The organism is Methylocystis sp. JR02, from assembly GCF_030063565.1.
GTDB classification, from domain to species: Bacteria; Pseudomonadota; Alphaproteobacteria; order Rhizobiales; family Beijerinckiaceae; genus Methylocystis; species Methylocystis iwaonis.
The window spans coordinates 1,235,373-1,252,567 of sequence record NZ_JASIRC010000001.1 but is presented as its reverse complement, the minus strand read 5'-3'; the positions used below and the strand labels follow the sequence as shown (position 1 = coordinate 1,252,567).

The 17,195-nt window shown below is 63.9% G+C and carries 18 protein-coding genes; 11 read left to right on the top strand and 7 right to left on the bottom strand.

The genetic code is table 11. The annotated features are described in order from the left end of the window. Positions 1-98: 98 nt before the first annotated feature. Positions 99-851 carry a triose-phosphate isomerase gene (gene tpiA / locus QNA11_RS06030; protein WP_283482314.1) on the top strand — a complete coding sequence of 251 codons (753 nt, stop codon included), beginning with the start codon at positions 99-101 and terminating at the stop codon, positions 849-851. A gap of 3 nt (positions 852-854) precedes the next feature. Here the strand turns inward: tpiA and QNA11_RS06025 are convergent, their stop codons facing one another. Both QNA11_RS06025 and QNA11_RS06020 read right to left on the bottom strand, forming a co-directional pair. Beyond that, positions 855-1,082: a helix-turn-helix domain-containing protein gene (locus tag QNA11_RS06025; protein ID WP_370568588.1), complete on the bottom strand. Its 228-nt coding sequence runs from the start codon at positions 1,080-1,082 to the stop codon at positions 855-857. A 79-nt stretch (positions 1,083-1,161) separates the two neighbouring features. Beyond that, complete coding sequence (locus tag QNA11_RS06020) at positions 1,162-1,548, bottom strand: type II toxin-antitoxin system RelE/ParE family toxin (RefSeq protein ID WP_283482313.1); 387 nt, start codon at positions 1,546-1,548, stop codon at positions 1,162-1,164. Positions 1,549-1,718: 170 nt separating this feature from the next. Between QNA11_RS06020 and ndk the strand changes: the two genes are divergently transcribed. Then, positions 1,719-2,141, top strand: coding sequence for a nucleoside-diphosphate kinase (ndk, locus tag QNA11_RS06015; protein WP_283482312.1), 423 nt, complete (start codon positions 1,719-1,721; stop codon positions 2,139-2,141). A 150-nt stretch (positions 2,142-2,291) separates the two neighbouring features. On the opposite strand, the gene purN is transcribed toward ndk, so the two are convergent. From purN to QNA11_RS06000, 3 genes are all read right to left on the bottom strand, one after another. Continuing rightward, positions 2,292-2,948, bottom strand: coding sequence for a phosphoribosylglycinamide formyltransferase (gene purN, locus QNA11_RS06010; RefSeq protein WP_283482311.1), 657 nt, complete (start codon positions 2,946-2,948; stop codon positions 2,292-2,294). A 211-nt stretch (positions 2,949-3,159) separates the two neighbouring features. Beyond that, a complete protein-coding gene (purM, locus tag QNA11_RS06005) occupies positions 3,160-4,224 on the bottom strand; it encodes a phosphoribosylformylglycinamidine cyclo-ligase (protein WP_283482310.1) in 1,065 nt (354 codons plus the stop codon). A 73-nt stretch (positions 4,225-4,297) separates the two neighbouring features. Next, positions 4,298-4,684 (bottom strand): VOC family protein, encoded by a 387-nt coding sequence (locus QNA11_RS06000; protein ID WP_283482309.1) that lies wholly within the window; start codon positions 4,682-4,684, stop codon positions 4,298-4,300. Positions 4,685-4,871: 187 nt separating this feature from the next. Here QNA11_RS06000 and QNA11_RS05995 point away from each other — a divergent pair, with 187 nt between their 5' ends. The 3 genes from QNA11_RS05995 to QNA11_RS05985 all read left to right on the top strand — a co-directional run bounded on the left by QNA11_RS05995 (position 4,872) and on the right by QNA11_RS05985 (position 9,006). Beyond that, on the top strand, positions 4,872-5,948 hold the full coding sequence (locus tag QNA11_RS05995) for a hypothetical protein (protein WP_283482308.1): 1,077 nt from the start codon (positions 4,872-4,874) through the stop codon (positions 5,946-5,948). Between the two features lie 412 nt (positions 5,949-6,360). Then, positions 6,361-7,074: a DUF1013 domain-containing protein gene (locus QNA11_RS05990; protein WP_283482307.1), complete on the top strand. Its 714-nt coding sequence runs from the start codon at positions 6,361-6,363 to the stop codon at positions 7,072-7,074. A gap of 273 nt (positions 7,075-7,347) precedes the next feature. After that, positions 7,348-9,006, top strand: coding sequence for an acyl-CoA synthetase (locus tag QNA11_RS05985; RefSeq protein ID WP_283482306.1), 1,659 nt, complete (start codon positions 7,348-7,350; stop codon positions 9,004-9,006). Between the two features lie 559 nt (positions 9,007-9,565). Here QNA11_RS05985 and QNA11_RS05980 read toward each other — a convergent pair. Further along, the gene (locus QNA11_RS05980; protein WP_165055642.1) at positions 9,566-9,733 is read right to left on the bottom strand and encodes a hypothetical protein; all 168 of its coding nucleotides are present in this window, start codon (positions 9,731-9,733) and stop codon (positions 9,566-9,568) included. A 325-nt stretch (positions 9,734-10,058) separates the two neighbouring features. Here QNA11_RS05980 and QNA11_RS05975 point away from each other — a divergent pair, with 325 nt between their 5' ends. The 4 genes from QNA11_RS05975 to guaB all read left to right on the top strand — a co-directional run bounded on the left by QNA11_RS05975 (position 10,059) and on the right by guaB (position 14,381). Further along, positions 10,059-11,891 carry an ABC transporter transmembrane domain-containing protein gene (locus QNA11_RS05975; RefSeq protein ID WP_283482305.1) on the top strand — a complete coding sequence of 611 codons (1,833 nt, stop codon included), beginning with the start codon at positions 10,059-10,061 and terminating at the stop codon, positions 11,889-11,891. After that, complete coding sequence (locus tag QNA11_RS05970; RefSeq protein WP_283482304.1) at positions 11,888-12,232, top strand: cupin domain-containing protein; 345 nt, start codon at positions 11,888-11,890, stop codon at positions 12,230-12,232. The genes QNA11_RS05975 and QNA11_RS05970 overlap by 4 nt, the downstream gene beginning before the upstream one ends. Before the next feature lie 18 nt (positions 12,233-12,250). Beyond that, the gene (locus QNA11_RS05965) at positions 12,251-12,769 is read left to right on the top strand and encodes a DUF29 domain-containing protein (protein ID WP_283482303.1); all 519 of its coding nucleotides are present in this window, start codon (positions 12,251-12,253) and stop codon (positions 12,767-12,769) included. 124 nt (positions 12,770-12,893) lie between these two features. Continuing rightward, positions 12,894-14,381, top strand: a complete 1,488-nt coding sequence (guaB, locus tag QNA11_RS05960) for an IMP dehydrogenase (protein ID WP_283482302.1) — start codon at positions 12,894-12,896, stop codon at positions 14,379-14,381. A gap of 190 nt (positions 14,382-14,571) precedes the next feature. Here guaB and QNA11_RS05955 read toward each other — a convergent pair whose 3' ends face one another. Further along, positions 14,572-15,006: a hypothetical protein gene (locus QNA11_RS05955; protein WP_283482301.1), complete on the bottom strand. Its 435-nt coding sequence runs from the start codon at positions 15,004-15,006 to the stop codon at positions 14,572-14,574. 102 nt (positions 15,007-15,108) lie between these two features. On the opposite strand from QNA11_RS05955, the gene QNA11_RS05950 reads away from it, so the two are divergent. Further along, positions 15,109-15,378, top strand: a complete 270-nt coding sequence (locus QNA11_RS05950; RefSeq protein WP_202074268.1) for a hypothetical protein — start codon at positions 15,109-15,111, stop codon at positions 15,376-15,378. A 191-nt stretch (positions 15,379-15,569) separates the two neighbouring features. Then, positions 15,570-16,607, top strand: coding sequence for a cytochrome-c peroxidase (locus QNA11_RS05945; RefSeq protein ID WP_283482300.1), 1,038 nt, complete (start codon positions 15,570-15,572; stop codon positions 16,605-16,607). The last annotated feature ends 588 nt before the right edge of the window (positions 16,608-17,195 follow it).

The following is a 17,195-nucleotide window of genomic DNA, read 5'->3' as shown; positions in this document are numbered from 1 at the left end:
ATTTATTGTGACAAGTCGATGGCGCCGCCACATGCGCCATATTGCGAGTCTGTCAGCTTCTGTTACGTAACATTTCCACGCTCGAAGGATTCTCCTGCATGGATCGTTGCCCGCTCGTCGCCGGAAACTGGAAAATGAACGGGCTCATCGCCTCGCTTGCGGAAATCGCGGCGATGGGGACGGCTTATGATCTCGCGCTGAAGAAAAAGGTCGAGCTGATCATTTGTCCGCCTGCGACGCTGATCGGGCTGGCGCTCGACGTCGCCATGCTCAACGGGATCGGGCTCGGCGGGCAGGATTGCCACGCCGCCGAAAGCGGGGCCCATACCGGCGATATTTCCGCCGAAATGCTCAAGGACGCGGGCGCCACCTATGTCATCCTCGGGCATAGCGAACGCCGGGCCGATCACGGCGAGACCGACAATATCGTGCGGGTGAAGGCCGCGGCAGCGCTGCGCGCCGGGTTGAAACCCATCATTTGCGTCGGCGAGACGCGCCACGAGCGGGAGGCCGGGGAAGCGCTGTCCGTCGTGGGCCGGCAGATCGAGGCGTCACTTCCCGATGACGCGCCGGGAACGATCGTCGTCGCCTATGAGCCGGTCTGGGCGATCGGCACGGGGCTCACCCCGACGCTTGAGGATGTCGCGCAAATGCACGCCTTCGCGCGGGAGCGGATCGAGGCGCGGCTCGGCGGCGGCAAGAGCGAGGATGTGCGCATTCTATACGGCGGCTCGGTGAAGCCCGCGAATGCGCGGGAGCTGATGGGCGTGCCGAATGTCGACGGCGCGCTGGTTGGCGGGGCGAGCCTGACGGCGCGGGATTTTATGGCGATCGCCGAGGCGTATCGGTAACGGCTAAATAATCGCCACCAAGCCATGAGCCTTGACAAGCGACAGCAGCTTGAGGGACGGGCCGCTCGGCTTTTTCTCGCCGCGCTCCCATTCGCTGACGAGCTTCGGCCGGACGTTCAACGCCCGCGCAAAAATCCCTTGGCTGACGCCCTCACGTTCGCGCAGGGCAAGGATTTCCTTCCCGCTCATCGGCTCCACCGGGGTGAGGCACGCGACGTCGAATTCGCGCATCGTTCTCGCGTCCAAAAGGCCGATTCTGTGAAGGCCGCTCGCCGTCTCGTGCAGGGCCTCGGCCATGTCGCTGCGGAACCTATTCTTTGCCTGTTTTGCGATTTCCGACGTCAATGAGTTCTCCTTCGGCTAACGCTCTTTCCAAGTCTTCGTCTGGGATCGAAAGGAATCGCTTGGAAAGTTTCTTGAGTAACGCCAAATCATCAGCCGCGATGTTGTCTCGAACGTTCTTGGCAAAGCCGTAAAGGAAAATGCTCCTCGTTCCGCTATGGTACGCGACGATTGTCCGATACCCGCCCGATTTGCCGCCGCCGTCCCGCGCCACTCGCTGTTTGATGAGGCCTCCCCCGAGCTCGGCGTCTATGGCGCCTTTCTCCGCTCGGGCGATCGCCTCGCGCAACTGTTGGTCCGGAATGCTCTCCTTCCGTGCAAAGCGCGCGAACCATCTGGTCGCAAAGATTTTCAAAAAAGCTCCTCGAAATATGTTTCAATATATGCCCCACAGGGGCATAGAGCAAGCATTGGCCCTTGCCGCGCCAGAACCCGCGCTGCGCCAGGCTTGCCGCGTCGCGGCGCCGCCGGTATAAGCGCGGCGCTTACCCTTTCAGCACTCCAACAACGAGGCGATGCGCTCTCATGGCGATCGAACGCACCTTTTCCATTCTCAAGCCCGACGCGACCAAGCGCAACCTCACCGGCGCCATCAATGCCCTGATCGAGGGCGCGGGCCTGCGCATCGTCGCGCAGAAGCGCATCCGCATGACCCGCGAGCAGGCCGAGACCTTCTATGCGGTGCATAAGGAGCGTCCCTTCTTCGGCGAGCTCGTCGATTTCATGATCTCCGAGCCGGTCGTCGTGCAGGTGCTCGAGGGCGAGAACGCCATCGCCCGCTATCGCGAAGTGATGGGCGCCACCAATCCGGCCAACGCCGCGCCGGGCACCATCCGCAAGGAGCATGCGCTGTCGGTCGGCGAGAACTCGGTGCACGGCTCCGACGCGCCGGAGACGGCCGCCGTCGAGATCGCCCAGTTCTTCTCCGGCAATGAGATCGTCGGCTAAGATTTCCGCTCTGGATTCCCGATTGCGCTCCGCGCGTCGGGAATGACAGCGGAGCCCCGTCATTGCGAGCGAAGCGAAGCAATCCAGAGCAGCGACTGCGGCCCTGGATTGCTTCGTCGCTTTGCTCCTCGCAATGACGGGCGGCTATACTTATTCCCAATTAGGTTTCGGCGCGACAAGGGCCTCCCGGCTTTCCGCCATCGCGCCCAACACGCGATTGCCCTCGATCCGGACGGAGCCCGACGCGACGAGCCGCAACGCCAAAGGATAAATGACATGCTCCTGCGCCAGCACGCGCGCGCCGAGCGTGTCGGGCGTGTCGCCGTCGAGCACTGGCACGGCGGCCTGGGCGACGATCGGGCCCTCGTCCATCTCCGGCACGACGAAATGCACCGTGCAGCCGTGAATCTTCACGCCGTCAGCGAGCGCGCGCTCATGCGTGTGCAGGCCGCGGTAGGACGGCAGCAAAGCAGGGTGGATGTTGAGCATCCGTCCTGTCCATTGGCCGATGAACCAGGGCGTGAAGAGCCGCATGAAGCCGGCGAGGCAGATGAAGTCGATGCGGTAGGTTTCGAGAACGAGTTGTAGCGAGCGCTCGAACTCCTCTCGGCCTGCGTAGATCTTATGGTCGACCGCTGCGACGGCGATGCCGGCGGCCTTGGCTTTTGCGAGGCCGGGAGCGTCGGGGCGGTTGGAGAGGACGAGGGCGATCTCGGCCGGGAAATCCGGTGCGCGCGCGGCGGCGATCAGCGCGTCCATATTGGAGCCGCGGCCGGAAATGAGAATGGCGGTGCGCAGGCGGGTCATAGTCTCCGACCTTGGTAGTTTAAGTTCCTTCTCCCGCTTGCGGGAGAAGGTGTCGCCGCGAAGCGGTGACGGATGAGGGCGGGCCCTCACCCGACCCTCGCTAACGCGAGGGCCACCCTCTCCCGCACGCGGGAGAGGGGATACTCACGATCAGCGCTCCGGATGAAGGCCGCGTTCTACTCGCCCTCCCGCGCGAGCGGGGGAGGGGGCCTTATAGCCCGAGCTGACCCTTCATCACGACCCGCGAATCGCCCTCGGCGTCGATCGCCGCGCCGATCCGCACGGGCTTTTCGCCGACATCGCGCAAGATCGTCTCGACCTCATCCGCCCCTTCCTTCGCGGCGAAGATCACCATGCCGATCCCGCAGTTGAAGGTGCGCAGCATTTCAGATTCCGCCACATCGCCCGTCTTGGCCAGCCATTTGAACACGCGCGGAACGTCGAAGGCGCTCAGATCCAACGATACGCCGAGCCCCTTGGGCAGCACGCGCGGCAAATTGTCCGGGAAGCCGCCGCCGGTGATATGGGCGAGCGCGCGAATGTGGTTCGTGCGCTTCAGCGCGGCCAGCAGCGGTTTCACATAAATACGCGTCGGCTCGAGCAGGGCGCGCGCGAGCGTCATTTCAGGGGCGAAGGGCGCGGTCGCGTTCCAGGAGAGGCCCGTGTCCTTGACGATGCGGCGCACGAGCGAAAAGCCGTTGGAATGCACGCCTGACGAGGGCAGGCCGAAGGCGACGTCGCCAACGTGGACCTCGTGCGGCAGCAGACGCCGGCGGTCGACGGCGCCGACGGCGAAGCCGGCGAGATCATAGTCGCTGCGCGAATAGAGGCCGGGCATTTCCGCCGTCTCGCCGCCGAGCAGCGCGCAGCCTGCTTTGACGCAGCCGTCGGAGATCCCCTTCACAACGGAGGCGCCGACCGCCGGGTCGAGCTTGCCGGTGGCGTAATAGTCGAGAAAGAACAGCGGCTCGGCGCCCTGGACAATGAGGTCGTTGACGCACATGGCGACGAGGTCGATGCCGATCGTGCCATGCAGGCCGGATTCGATGGCGATCTTGACCTTGGTGCCCACCCCGTCATTGGCCGCGACAAGCAGCGGGTCGGCATAGCCTGCCGCCTTGAGGTCGAAGACGCCGCCAAAGCCGCCGATCTCGCCGTCGGCGCCGGAGCGCCGCGTCGCGCGCACGGCCGGCCGGATCATATCGACGAGTCGGTTTCCCGCATCGATGTCGACGCCCGCATCGGAATAGGTGAGCCCTTTGGCTTTCTGTTGCATGGCCTTGTCCCGTCGGGCCTCCCGCCCAATTGCGGTATGGGCAATGCGCCCCCGGCTGTCAAATGAGCCGCCATCAGGCTTTCAACTGCACCAGCACAAAGATGTTGCCGTAAATGTCGCGGAATTGCGCGTAAATCGAATCGGCTTCCTCCGTTGGGCGTAAGACGAATTGGACGCCTTTGGCGGCCAGACGGTCGCTCTCGGCGTGGAGGTCCGACGTATAGATCACCGCGAGAGGTTGCCCGCCGGTTTGATTGCCGACGCGCGCCTTTTGCTCGGCTGTCGTGGCTTTCAGCAGCCACAGGCCGATGGACGGCTCGGCGGCAAAACCCAGGTGAACGAAGCGTAGCTCGCCCGCCGGTATGTCGGCGATGATCCGCATTCCGAGAACGCTAAGATAGAATTGGATTGCTTCATCGTAATCCGGCACGAGGACGACAAGACGGCCGAGCGAGTTCATTTGAAGCGCCTCATGATCGTTTCTCTTTCATGCATCCGCGCGCGCCTTACTGGCGTTGGAATCGAAGCCTGAGCGAGATTCATATACGATCCTCCAAACGGGCGCCGCCTGAGGCGGGCGTGCGCCCGCGCATCGCGCTTTCTGTGCCGCAATCTTATGAATTCGGGTCGATGGAAGGAGCCAGACCATGAAGCCACGCTCGATCATCGACGAAATTGCCGCCGCGCGGGACGCCGGCGTCATCGACGCCGCCACATTCGAAACACTCGCGGCGTTTTTCGCGGCGCGAATTGCCGCGCCCGCGCCGGCCTCCCAGCCGCCGCGCTACGACTTCGTGCATGTGCTCTGGTATGCCGGCGCGCTGATCGTGCTGTCGGCCATGGGGCTCTTTTCGACGACCGCTTTCGGCCTTTGGGGCGAGAAGGCGCTGCTGACGACGGCGCTCATTTATGCGGGGGGCTTTCTTTACGCCGGCGCCTATCTGTGGCGGCGCGATCTGCGCACCCCCGGCGGGCTGCTCGTCACCTGCGCGGTCGGCATGGCGCCGCTCGCCATTTTCGCGCTGCAATCGCTCTGGGGCCACAGCCCCGTCGACGCGCCCGGCGGCTATCGCGATTTCTATATCTGGATCAAATCGAGCTGGCTGCCGATGGAGGTCGGGACCATTGTTTCGGCGCTCGCGGCGATGGCTTTCTTTCCCTTCCCCTTCCTCACCATGGTCATCGCCTTCTGCCTGTGGTTCATGTCCATGGATTTGACGCCCTGGCTCATGGGAACTGAGACCTTCGATTGGGAACAGCGCGCGTCGGTGAGCATGTATTTCGGCCTCGCCGTCATCGCCGTGGCCTGGCTGATCGATCTCAAGCGCTGGCGAAATGGCGATTTCGCCTTTTGGCTGCATCTCGGCGGCCTTCTGGCTTTCTGGGGCGGCCTGACGGCGCAGCACGCTGGCGACGAATTCGGCAAGGCGATTTATTGCGCCGTCAACGCGGGCCTCGTATTTCTCTCCCTCTTCATGATGCGGCGCGTCTATGCGGTCTTCGGAGCCATTGGCGTGACGATGTATCTTGGCTATTTGGCCAGCGAGGTCTTCAAGAATTCGATCTTTTTCCCCTTTGCCCTGTCGGGGATCGGCGTGCTGCTCATCGCCTTCGGCCTCTTCTTCCACAAATATGGCGCGGCGATCGGGGCGGCTTTGGGCGACTTGCTGCCCGAGCATCTTTCCGGTCTGCGGCCGGCCCATGCGCGGGGGAGGGCCCGTTAGCAGGTCCGGGGGGCGCAGCGGCGTTCACTCGTGGGCGGGCAGGGCTCCGATCCAGGTGAACAAACCTTACGCCGCCACCGTCATGCCCGCGCTTGTCGCGGGCATCCACGCCGGGACATGACGACACGCGGGGAGAAGAAGCGGCGTTGCTCCCGCTCATGTTCGCAGCTTTCTGCGTCGGCCTGGCGTGGATGGCCGCGACAAGCGCGGCCATGACGCGGGAACGCGTCCGCTCGTAAACCTGAATTCGGAGCCCTGGCGTGGGCGGGTTGAATCATTGCGCTTTTGCTCATGGCGGCGTATATGTGCCCTCATTCCCATCATGGACGGTCGAGCCTAATGGGTCGCCAGCGCAGGAGAAGCGCGGCGCCGGACGCTCCCGCCATGTCCCGACCCAAGGAGATTCTTCGAGATGAGCAACGCCCCCTTGATGCCGAAGGCGACGGCAGTCTGGCTCGTCGAAAACACCTCGCTGACCTTCGATCAGGTCGCCGAATTCTGTAAGCTTCACCCGCTGGAAGTGAAGGGCATCGCCGACGGCGAAGTCGCAGCGGGCATTCGCGGCCACGATCCCATCACCTCGGGCCAGCTCACGCGCGACGAGATCGCGCGCGGCGAGCGCGACAACAAGCATCACCTCAGACTGTCTGTATCGAAGGTCGTCGTGCCGGAGGTCAAGAAGGCGCGTGGTCCGCGCTATACGCCGCTGTCGCGCCGTCAGGACCGCCCCAACGCCATTCTCTGGCTCGTGCGCAACCATCCGGAGCTCAAGGATGCGCAAATCATGCGCCTCGTCGGCACCACCAAGGCGACGCTGAAGGCGATCCGCGAGCGCACGCACTGGAATTCAGCCTCGCTCACCCCGATGGACCCGGTCACGCTCGGCCTTTGCTCGCAGATCGATCTCGACTTCGAGGTCAATCGCGCCGCCAAGGACAGGCCCGCCGTCGTCGAGGACCAGGGCCAGACTCTCGTGCCCGCCGCCGTGACGACCAGCGTGCGCGAGCCGGTGACCACCGAGGATGTGTTCGGCAAGCCCGCCGCGCGTCCGGTGGAGGAAGAGGAAGATAATTTCGACGCCGATCGCGTCTTCGGCAAGCTCAAGGACCTCGATTTCGGCGAGTGACCGGTCACGCCGAGACCGGCGAGCGCAATTGATTTGCCTGGCGGGCGCACCTATCCTCATGGGGCAGGCGCGCCCGCTGTGCGTTTGTCGGAACGCGACAGGCCGAATGGACCGCGAGCCTTCAGGCTCGCATCACAAGGCGAGCCTGAAGGCTCGCGGTCCTTCCGGCTGGCGGTCTTGAAGGCGGAAACGCATGGACGAAAAGGTTCGCCGCCTTCTCCAGAACTTGCATACTGCGTGGCCGGCCTTCGCGGCCCCGTTTCGGAGTCCGTCATGACTGCATCCGCCTATGACCGCGATCTCGACCGCAATCCGGCGAATTACCAGCCGCTAACGCCGCTGACGTTTCTCGCGCGCGCGGCGGCGGTCTTCCCCCACCGCGTTGCGATCATTCACGGCGACTTGCGGCGCAGCTATCGTGACTTTTATTCGCGCAGCCGGCGCCTCGCGAGCGCGCTGGCCAAAGCCGGGCTCGGACGCAACGACACGGTTTCCGTCATGCTCGGCAATACGCCGGCGATGCTCGAATGCCACTATGGCGCGCCGATGATGGGCGCCGTCCTCAATACGCTGAACACGAGGCTCGACGCCTCGGTCCTCGCCTTCACCCTCGATCACGCCGAAGCCAAGGCGCTGATCGTCGATCGCGAATATTCGGGCCTGATCCGCGAGGCGCTGGCGCTCTGCAAATCCAAGCCTCTCATCATCGATTACGACGATCCCGAATATACGGGGCCGGGCGAGCGGCTGGGCTCGATCGACTATGAGGATTTCGTGCTCTCCGGCGACCCCGACTTCGCCTGGGCGCCGCCGCAGGACGAATGGGACGCAATCTCGCTCAATTACACCTCGGGGACGACGGGCGATCCCAAGGGCGTCGTCTACCACCATCGCGGCGCCTATCTGCTGGCGCTCGGCAACATCCTCACCGGCGATATGGGCAGGCATCCGGTCTATCTGTGGACCTTGCCGATGTTCCACTGCAACGGCTGGTGCTTCCCCTGGTCGATCTCGGTCGCAGCCGGCACGCATGTCTGCCTGCGGCAGGTGCGGGCGGGACATATGTATGAGCTCATGGCCGAGCATCGCGTCACGCATCTCTGCGGCGCGCCGATCGTCATGTCGACGCTGCTCAACGCCAAAGAGTCGGAAAAGAAGCCGCTGAAGGAGACGGTGCGATTCTTCACCGCCGCCGCGCCGCCGCCTCAGGCCGTGCTCGCGGCCATGAAGGAAGCCGGTTTCGAGGTGACGCATCTCTATGGATTGACCGAGACCTATGGGCCGGCCGCCGTCAATGAATGGCAGGAGAGCTGGGACGCGCTCGACGACAAGGAGCAGGCGCATATGAAGGCGCGCCAGGGCGTGCGCTATGTCGTCCTGGACGATCTCGACGTGATCGACCCCGAGACCATGCAACCCGTGCCCCGCGACGGCGCGACAATGGGCGAGGTGATGTTTCGCGGCAATGTCGTGATGAAGGGCTATCTCAAGAACGCTTCGGCGACCGAGAAATCCTTCCATGGCGGCTGGTTTCACACTGGCGATCTCGGCGTGATCCATCACGACGGCTATATCCAGCTCAAGGACCGCTCCAAGGACATCATCATCTCGGGCGGCGAGAATATTTCGTCGATCGAGGTCGAGGACGTTCTTTTCAAACATCCGAAAGTGGCCGCCGCCGCGGTGGTCGCCGCGCCCGACGACAAATGGGGCGAGACGCCTTGCGCCTTCATCGAGCTGAAGGACGGCGAACTCGCGTCGACGGACGAAATCATCGCCTGGTCGCGCAAGCATCTGGCGCATTTCAAATGCCCGCGCCACGTGGTCTTCGGCGCGTTGCCGAAGACCTCGACAGGCAAGGTCCAGAAATATGTTTTGCGCGCGAAGGCGCGGGAGATGTGGCCGGGCGGGGCGACGGCGGCGACGCTCTGAGCAGGGCGTCCGAGAGCCGGTTTCGGCTGCCTAGTTTCTTGACAAACCTCAGAGGCGGCCTCGTCCTTCGAGACGCGAGCTTCGCGCGCTCCTCAGGCGCCATTCCCGACGCTCGCGCCGTGTGGACACTCAGGAAATCACCGCCGTCATTGCGAGGAGGCGGAGCCGACGAAGCAATCCAGGGCCGCATCGCCGCCCTGGATTGCTTCGCTTCGCTCGCAATGACGGGCGCTGGGCAAAACCAGCGCTCTTGTGGCTCTGCGGGCTTTCAGCCCGCCGGGAATAACGCGCGCCCGATGCGAGCTATTCAAACGGAAATGGCATAAGTGTTCGACGAAGTTGCAGAAGCTCCTCATGCTGAGGAGCCTGCGCAGCAGGCGTCTCGAAGCACGAGAGGCGTCATCGCCACTTTCTCAGCAAGCTGAAGTAGCCGTTTGCGGCGGCCTTTCGAAAAGAACAATCAACAAAAAACGCAGCCAGCATTCGTCTCCCGAATGCTGGCTGTCGACGTTTTGGCGCTGCGCTGGCGGCCAGACCAGCGCCGCGTCGAAGGCGTCGGTTAGAAGAACAGGCCGAGGCAGCCGCCCGCGAGCGCGCCCACAACGCCAGCCGCGATGGTGTTCGGCAGGCCGCCGAGCGCCGCAGCCGCGAGGCCGCCGAGAATCACGGCGCCGACGCCAGCGAAGATGTAAGTGTTGGTGGTGATCTCGAGTTCTTTGTCAGCCATAACCTTCACTCCTCTTTCGTTCCCATTGCGCGCCAAGTCTTTTTGTTTTTGTGGCGCGTGGCCCCCCGGTTGTTTGGCGGGCGCGTCATTTCGACGCAGGGAAAAGGTAGCACAAGTTTCGGGCCTGTCCAGCGTTGGATGCATCAAATTGCGACATCCTGTCGCAGGACATATATATCTGAAAAGAAATCGAAAAGACATTCTTTTCCAAGGATTTGTCTCAGGCTTGGCCGTAAAATATTTTTGCTGCGTCGCAGCGATTCGAGGCGTAGGAGCAGGCTGCGCGGCATTTTCGGCTTGGCCGGCGCAGGAGAGGGTCACGTTTATGACCGGAATCGAAGATGCGGCTCCCCTTCCGCCTCCCGCGGGCGAATCGAAGCGCCGTTTCGGCGCGACGCTCGCGCCCTTGCGGCCGCTGCTGCCCTATGCGCTGCGCTACAAGCAAACGATCGCCTTCGCTTTCGCCGCTCTGCTTCTGGCCTCGGGCGCGACGCTGACGCTGCCGGCGGCGGTGCGCGGCATGATCGATCACGGCTTCTCGGCCGATAGCGCGGGAACGGTGAACGCCTATTTCGGCGCCATGATCGCCGTCGCCGCGACGCTCGCGCTCGCTTCCGCCACGCGCTATTATTTCGTGATGACGCTCGGTGAGCGCGTGGTCGCCGATCTGCGCGCCGATCTCTTCAAGCATCTCGCGACGCTCGACGCTTCCTTTTACGACACGGCGAAAACCGGCGAGCTGCTCTCGCGCCTCACCGCCGATACGACGCAGCTCAAATCGGCCTTCGGCTCCTCGGCCTCCATCGCGCTGCGCAACATCTTCATGTTCATCGGCGCGGTCGTGATGATGTTTGCGACGAGCCCGAAACTCGCGGGGCTTGCGCTTGCGGCGATCCCCATCATCGTCCTGCCGCTCATCGCGTCGGGTCGCGGCGTGCGCCGTCGCTCGAAGCATGCACAGGATACGCTGGCCCATGCGGCGGCTTACGCCGGCGAGAATTTGGCGGCCGTCCGCGCCATGCAGGCCAATGGCGCGCAGGCCTCCACCGTGGCGCGTTTCAAGCGCGCCGTGGAGGCCGCCTATGACGCCGCGCAGGCGGCGACGCTGCTGCGCGCCTTCATGACGGCGGGCGTGATTCTCATTGTGTTCACGAGCGTTGTCGCGGTGCTTTGGCTCGGCGCGCAGGATGTGCTCTCTGGGCGGATGACATCGGGCCTGCTGTCGCAATTTGTGCTCTATGCCGTGCTCGGCGCGAGTTCGCTCGGCGAGCTTTCGTCCGTCTGGGGCGAGGTGAGCGCGGCGGCTGGCGCCGCCTCGCGCATCGCTGAGATTCTGGCTGTGAAGCCGAAGATTATCGCGCCCCCGCATCCCACTCCGGCGCCCTCCCGCTGGCAGGGGCGCATCGCCTTCAACCATGTGAGCTTCGCTTATCCGACGGCGCCCGACCGTTCCGCGCTGCACGATTTGTCGCTGACCATCGCGCCCGGCGAGCGGGTGGCGCTGGTCGGCCCCTCCGGCGCGGGAAAATCCACGCTTTTTGCCCTGCTTCTGCGCTTCTACGACGTCGACGCGGGCGTGATTTCACTCGACGGCGTCGATCTGCGCGACCTCGATCCGCTCGATTTGCGCGCGGCGATGGCGCTGGCTCCGCAAGACCCGGTGATCTTCGGGCTGTCGGTCGCGGAGAATATCGCTTACGGCCGCGAGGGCGCTGCCCGCGAGGCGATCGTGGCCGCGGCGAAGCGCGCCCAGGCGCATGAGTTCATCGAGGCGCTGCCGCAGGGCTACGACACGCTTCTGGGCGAACGCGGCGTGACGCTTTCCGGCGGCCAGCGGCAAAGATTGGCCATCGCCCGCGCCATTCTGGCGGACGCGCCGGTGCTGCTACTCGATGAAGCCACCTCCGCACTCGACGCCGAGAATGAAGCCGCCGTGCAGGAGGCGCTGCACGACGTGATGGCCGGGCGGACCAGCATCGTCATCGCGCATCGTCTGGCGACCGTGCTGGAAGCCGACCGCATCGTGGTTCTGGACCAGGGCCGCATCGTGGAGGAGGGGACCCACGCAACCCTCACGGCCGCCGGCGGGCTTTATGCGCGGCTGGCGAAGCTGCAGTTCGATACGGAGCGCGCCCATACTGCGGACGCCCTTCTGTGACGACCGTCGTCAGTAAGGAAAACGCCGAGCATTATCATTGGGGCGCGGACTGCGACGGCTGGCGCCTCGTCGATCGCGCCGAGCTGAGCGTCATCCACGAGCGCATGCCGTGCGGGAGCGCCGAGACCCGGCACTTCCACCAGAAGGCGCGCCAGTTCTTCTTTGTTCTGAGCGCGGAACTCTCGATCGAGGTCGCAGGGACTGTCTGCGTGGTCGCGGCTGGCCAGGGCCTCGAGATCGCCCCGGGCGCGCCGCATCGCGTCGTCAACGCCGGCGCCGATGTCGCAGAATTTCTGGTCGTTTCCCAGCCAACTACGCGCGGCGACAGAACCGAAAGCTGAAAGCGCGGGCGGGAGGCTTTGGACTCGATCCCGAGCCGGTCCTATATTCCGCTCATGGCGCAGGCGAGCAAAGATTTGGAGAAGGCGGCGGAGCGGCGCGCGAGCGCGGCCTATGAGGCCGATGTCGTCGCATGGGCGCGGGAGCAGGCGCGCCTCTTGCGCGCAGGTCGATTCGACCTTCTCGACGCCCAACATATCGCTGACGAGATCGAGGACGTGGGCAAAAGCGAGCAGCGGGAGCTGGCCATCCGGATGGCGGTTCTCTTGGCCCATTTGCTGAAATGGCGCTTTCAGCCGGAGCGCCGCACCCGGAGCTGGGAGCTGACGATAAAGGATCAGCGCGCCGCGATAGAGCGCCGGCTCAGGCGCACGCCGAGCTTGAAGGAATCGCTTCGAGACCCAGACTGGCAGGCGGACGCTTGGTCCGACGCCCTTTCGCTCGCCGAGAAGCAAACCAGTTTGGAGCGCGCTCAATTCCCATCGACCTGCTCATGGCCGATGGCCGAGGTGCTTTCCGAGGGTTGGCTGCCCGAGTGAATGGTCTGGTGTCGCGGCGGCGCCATTTGCCTTTGCAAGGATAAATGCTATGAGCACCCGCCAACCCTCTCAGGCGGCGCGCTCGTTTACGCCGCCCCATCGCAGCCCATGAAGGAGTTGGCCCATGGCCCGTCTGCCCATCACGTTGACCGAAGCGCTTACTTTCGACGACGTGTTGCTGCGGCCCGGTCACTCCCGCGTGATGCCCTCGACCGTCGACATCACGACGCGCCTCACCCGCGAGATCACGCTCAACCTGCCGATCGTTTCCGCCGCCATGGATACGGTGACAGAGGCACGGCTCGCCATCGCCATGGCCCAGGCCGGCGGCATCGGCGTCATCCACCAAAATCTCACGCCTTCCGATCAGGCCGCCGAAGTGCGCAAGGTCAAGCGCTATGAGAGCGGCATGGTGGTCGATCCGATCACCATCTTCCCCGATGCGACGCTCGCCGACGCGCTGTATTTGATGGCGCAAAACGGTATTTCCGGCATTCCGGTCGTCGAGCGCGGCGCGACAAGCGGGAAGGGCAAGCTCGTCGGCATTCTCACGAACCGCGACGTGCGCTTCGCGCAGGACAAGCGCCAGCCGATCGCCGAGCTGATGACCAAGAAGCTCGTCACCGTGCGCGAGGGCGTGGACCAGGCCGAGGCGCAGCGTCTTCTTCACGAGCACCGCATTGAGAAGTTGCTGGTCGTCGACGCCGATTATCACTGCGTCGGCCTGGTGACCGTGAAGGACATCGAAAAGGCGACGCAACACCCGAACGCCTGCAAGGATCCGGAAGGGCGCCTGCGCGTCGCCGCCGCCTCGACGGTCGGCGATTACGGCTATGAGCGCGCGCTGCAGCTCATCGACGCCGGCGCGGATTGCATCGTCATCGACACTGCGCATGGCCATTCGCAGGCCGTCATCGATCAGGTGGCGCGCGTCAAGCGCGAGAACAACAAGGTCCAGATCATCGCCGGCAACATCGCCACCGCCGAGGCCGCCAAGGCGTTGATCGACGCGGGCGCCGACGCCATCAAGGTCGGCATCGGGCCGGGTTCGATCTGCACCACGCGCATCGTCGCGGGCGTGGGCGTGCCGCAGCTCACGGCGATCATGGAGGCGTCGGAGGAAGCCCGCAAAGCCGACGTGCCGGTGATCGGCGACGGCGGCGTGAAATATTCGGGCGATCTCGCCAAGGCGGTCGCCGCGGGCGCCGAGGTGGTGATGATGGGCTCGCTCTTCGCGGGCACGGAGGAATCGCCCGGCGAGGTGTTCCTGTATCAGGGCCGCTCCTTCAAGTCCTACCGCGGCATGGGCTCGGTCGGCGCCATGGTGGCGGGCTCGGCCACGCGCTATTTCCAGGGCGATGTGAAGGATCAGCTCAAGCTCGTGCCCGAAGGCATTGAAGGGCAGGTGCCTTACCGCGGCCCGATCGCGCCGATCCTCTACCAGCTCGCTGGGGGGTTGCGGTCCGCCATGGGCTATGTCGGCGCGCCGACGATCCGTGAATTCCAGGAGAAGGCGCAATTCGTGCGCATCACCAATGCGGGCCTGCGCGAAAGCCATGTCCACGACGTCTCCATCACCCGCGAGAGCCCGAACTACCCCACGGGGGTGTGACGCCACCTCCGTGTGAACAGCTCGCATTGGGGTTTGTCATTCCCGACGGGCCGAAGGCCCGATCGGGAATCCAGAGCCGCAATAGCGCTGATCCGGCTCTGGATTCCCGATCACTCGCGACGCGAGCGTCGAGAATGACAGCGAGCCAATCAAGCGGGTCTAGTATCAAAGGTTGCGGGCGAACGACGCCTCAGAACGGCAACGGGGCGAGATCGGGGGGCGTCCAGTCGCGGCGCGCGGCGACGCTGAATAAGGTCTCGCGGCTCCAATAATCGAGCAGCCACTCCGGGCGCCGCAGCGGCGAGGCCATCAGCGCGTCGAGGACGCAATGCAGGCTGGCCGTTTCGGGATAACCGGCCAGATGCGCCGATGCGGCGGGCATCGACGCAAGCGTAATCGTGTGGTGATAGCCGCCTGTATCCGTGTTGGGAGTGTTGGTCGCCTCGTTATAGGCGCTGATCAAACCTTTGATCGCGGGCGCCGTCGTCAAATCGCGCCTGTAACGTAAAAGCCAGACGGCGGCGGCGAAATGCGCTGCATGCGTCCAGTCGGTTTTCGGCAATGTCCGATCAATCACGCCCAAGGCGATGCGTTCTATTGCGGCGTCGCTCGCGAAGCTGGTCATTTTCTTCTTCCTTGAAAAAAATCAAAAATGGCACGTCGATTGCTGAACTGATTTCCAACAAGGCAATCAGGGGGCGGCGCCCCCATTTGTCGGAGATCGCACATGCTCCCGCAAGTCATTCTCGTCGATGGCGTTCCCAGATGCGTGATTCGCCCGACCGACCAGAAAAGCCTCGACCGATTCGTGCGCAACGGCAAGAAATGGCTACAGGGAGGCAATCCCGAAGCCAAATGCACCTATCGCCCTGCCGATGCGGTCGAGAACGCCATTTGGAAGGACGCCTTCGCGCTGCATAAGGCCGGGGGCGCCGACGAGGAGAGCTTCTTCGGCATTCCATTGACGTCGCCCGCCGCGCCGGAGCCGCCTCAATAAGGCTTCCGCCTTTTGCCGTTTCTTTGTCATACGGCCACAGTCACGCATCTGCTTTAACCTGCGGCGTATCAATCAGCGAGGGCTTCCGCCGTCTTAGGGGTTGTGCTAGCCGAAGACGCGAGCTTCGCGCGCTCTCGCGCAGCGAGGCTGCCCAGCTTTTCAAAGACAAAGCTGCAAGGGGAGGGAATCATATGTCCGCACTTCGGTTCGCCGTGACCGGCGCGATGCTGCTATTTCCCGTATTGGCTCACGCCGGCGACCTGCGCGCCGACGCCAATGCGGTCTTCAAGCCGATCGACGCCGCGAGCGTGAATTCGGTCGTCAAGAACAACGCCATCACCCCGGCCAAGATCGAACTCGGCCACAAGCTGTTCTTCGATCCCCGCCTGTCGAAGAGCCAGATCATAAGCTGCAATAGCTGCCATAATCTCGGCACGGGCGGCGTCGACGCCGGCCCGACCTCGATCGGCCATGGCTGGGCCAAGGGCCCGCGCCGCGCCCCGAGCGTGCTGAACGCGGTTTTCAACGTCGCCCAATTCTGGGACGGCCGCGCCGTCGACCTCAAGACGCAGGCCAAGGGCCCGGTTCAGGCCGACGTCGAGATGAACAATACGCCCGCCGCCGTCGAAGCCACGCTGAAGAGCATGCCGGCCTATGTCGCCGAGTTCAAGGCGGCCTTCCCCAACGACGCGAACCCGGTCAGCTTCGACAATATGGCCAACGCCATCGAGGCTTTCGAGGCCACGCTGACGACGCCGAACGCCAAATTCGACAAGTTCCTGGCCGGCGACGCCAACGCCCTCAACGACACCGAGAAGAAGGGCCTGCGCCTGTTCATCGACAAGGGCTGCAGCGGCTGCCACAGCGGCGTGAACGTCGGCGGCAACGGCTACTTCCCCTTTGGCGTCGCCGAGAAGCCCGACGCGGCCATTCTGCCCGTCGCCGACCGCGGCCGCGCCAAGGTCACGAACAGCGACGCCGACGCCTTCGCCTTCCGCTCGGCTCCGCTGCGCAACGTCGCCCTGCGCGCGCCTTACTTCCACAGCGGCGCCGTCTGGACGCTGGAGGAAGCCGTCGACGTCATGGCGAAGACCCAGCTCGGTGCGGCTTTGTCGCCGGATGAGAACGCCGCCATCGTGGCGTTCCTCAATGCGCTGACCGGCGATCAGCCGAAGGTCGCCTATCCGCTCCTGCCGGCGCGCACCAAGGACACGCCGCGCCCGCAATAAGGCCATTGCAAAGCAAAGTTCGCCTCGTGCGATCGACGAGCCCCTGGCGAAAGCCAGGGGTTTTTTGTTCGAGACGTCGGGCGGGCCAGCCCGTCGATATGTCGGGTCTATTCATCCATTCGCGGCGGGCGCCGCCGGCCTGAATTATTTCTTGGTCGCGGCTTGGAGTCGCAATCCTGTTGGCGGGGCGCTTGCATGTCGCGCCTGAATTTGGACGCGAATTGGCCGCAAACGCGGCGACGTGCGTCTAAACTAGTGAAAATCATACACTTAAGCGTCACCCTGCCGCTACGGATAATTACCTATGACTACCGAACAGGGTAGTCATTTCCCCATCCACTGGGGTTGTTTGGACTATTCGATAGACAGTCGAATGCTATCCTGATGGGTATTGTCATTATGTTGGTGAGAGGGAATGGTTGGGCCACGCTAAACGGGGTCTGTTGGCTTGGCTCGGGAGGGCCAGTTTGGGTCTCTGTTTAGGCGGCGACGTCGGTGTTCGTCCGATAACAACAAGGCGGCCCTATTGGATGTTCGAGCTTCTCGGGAGAATTTCTCTCTTGGGTTCGGGGTCCGAGAGCTGCGGCA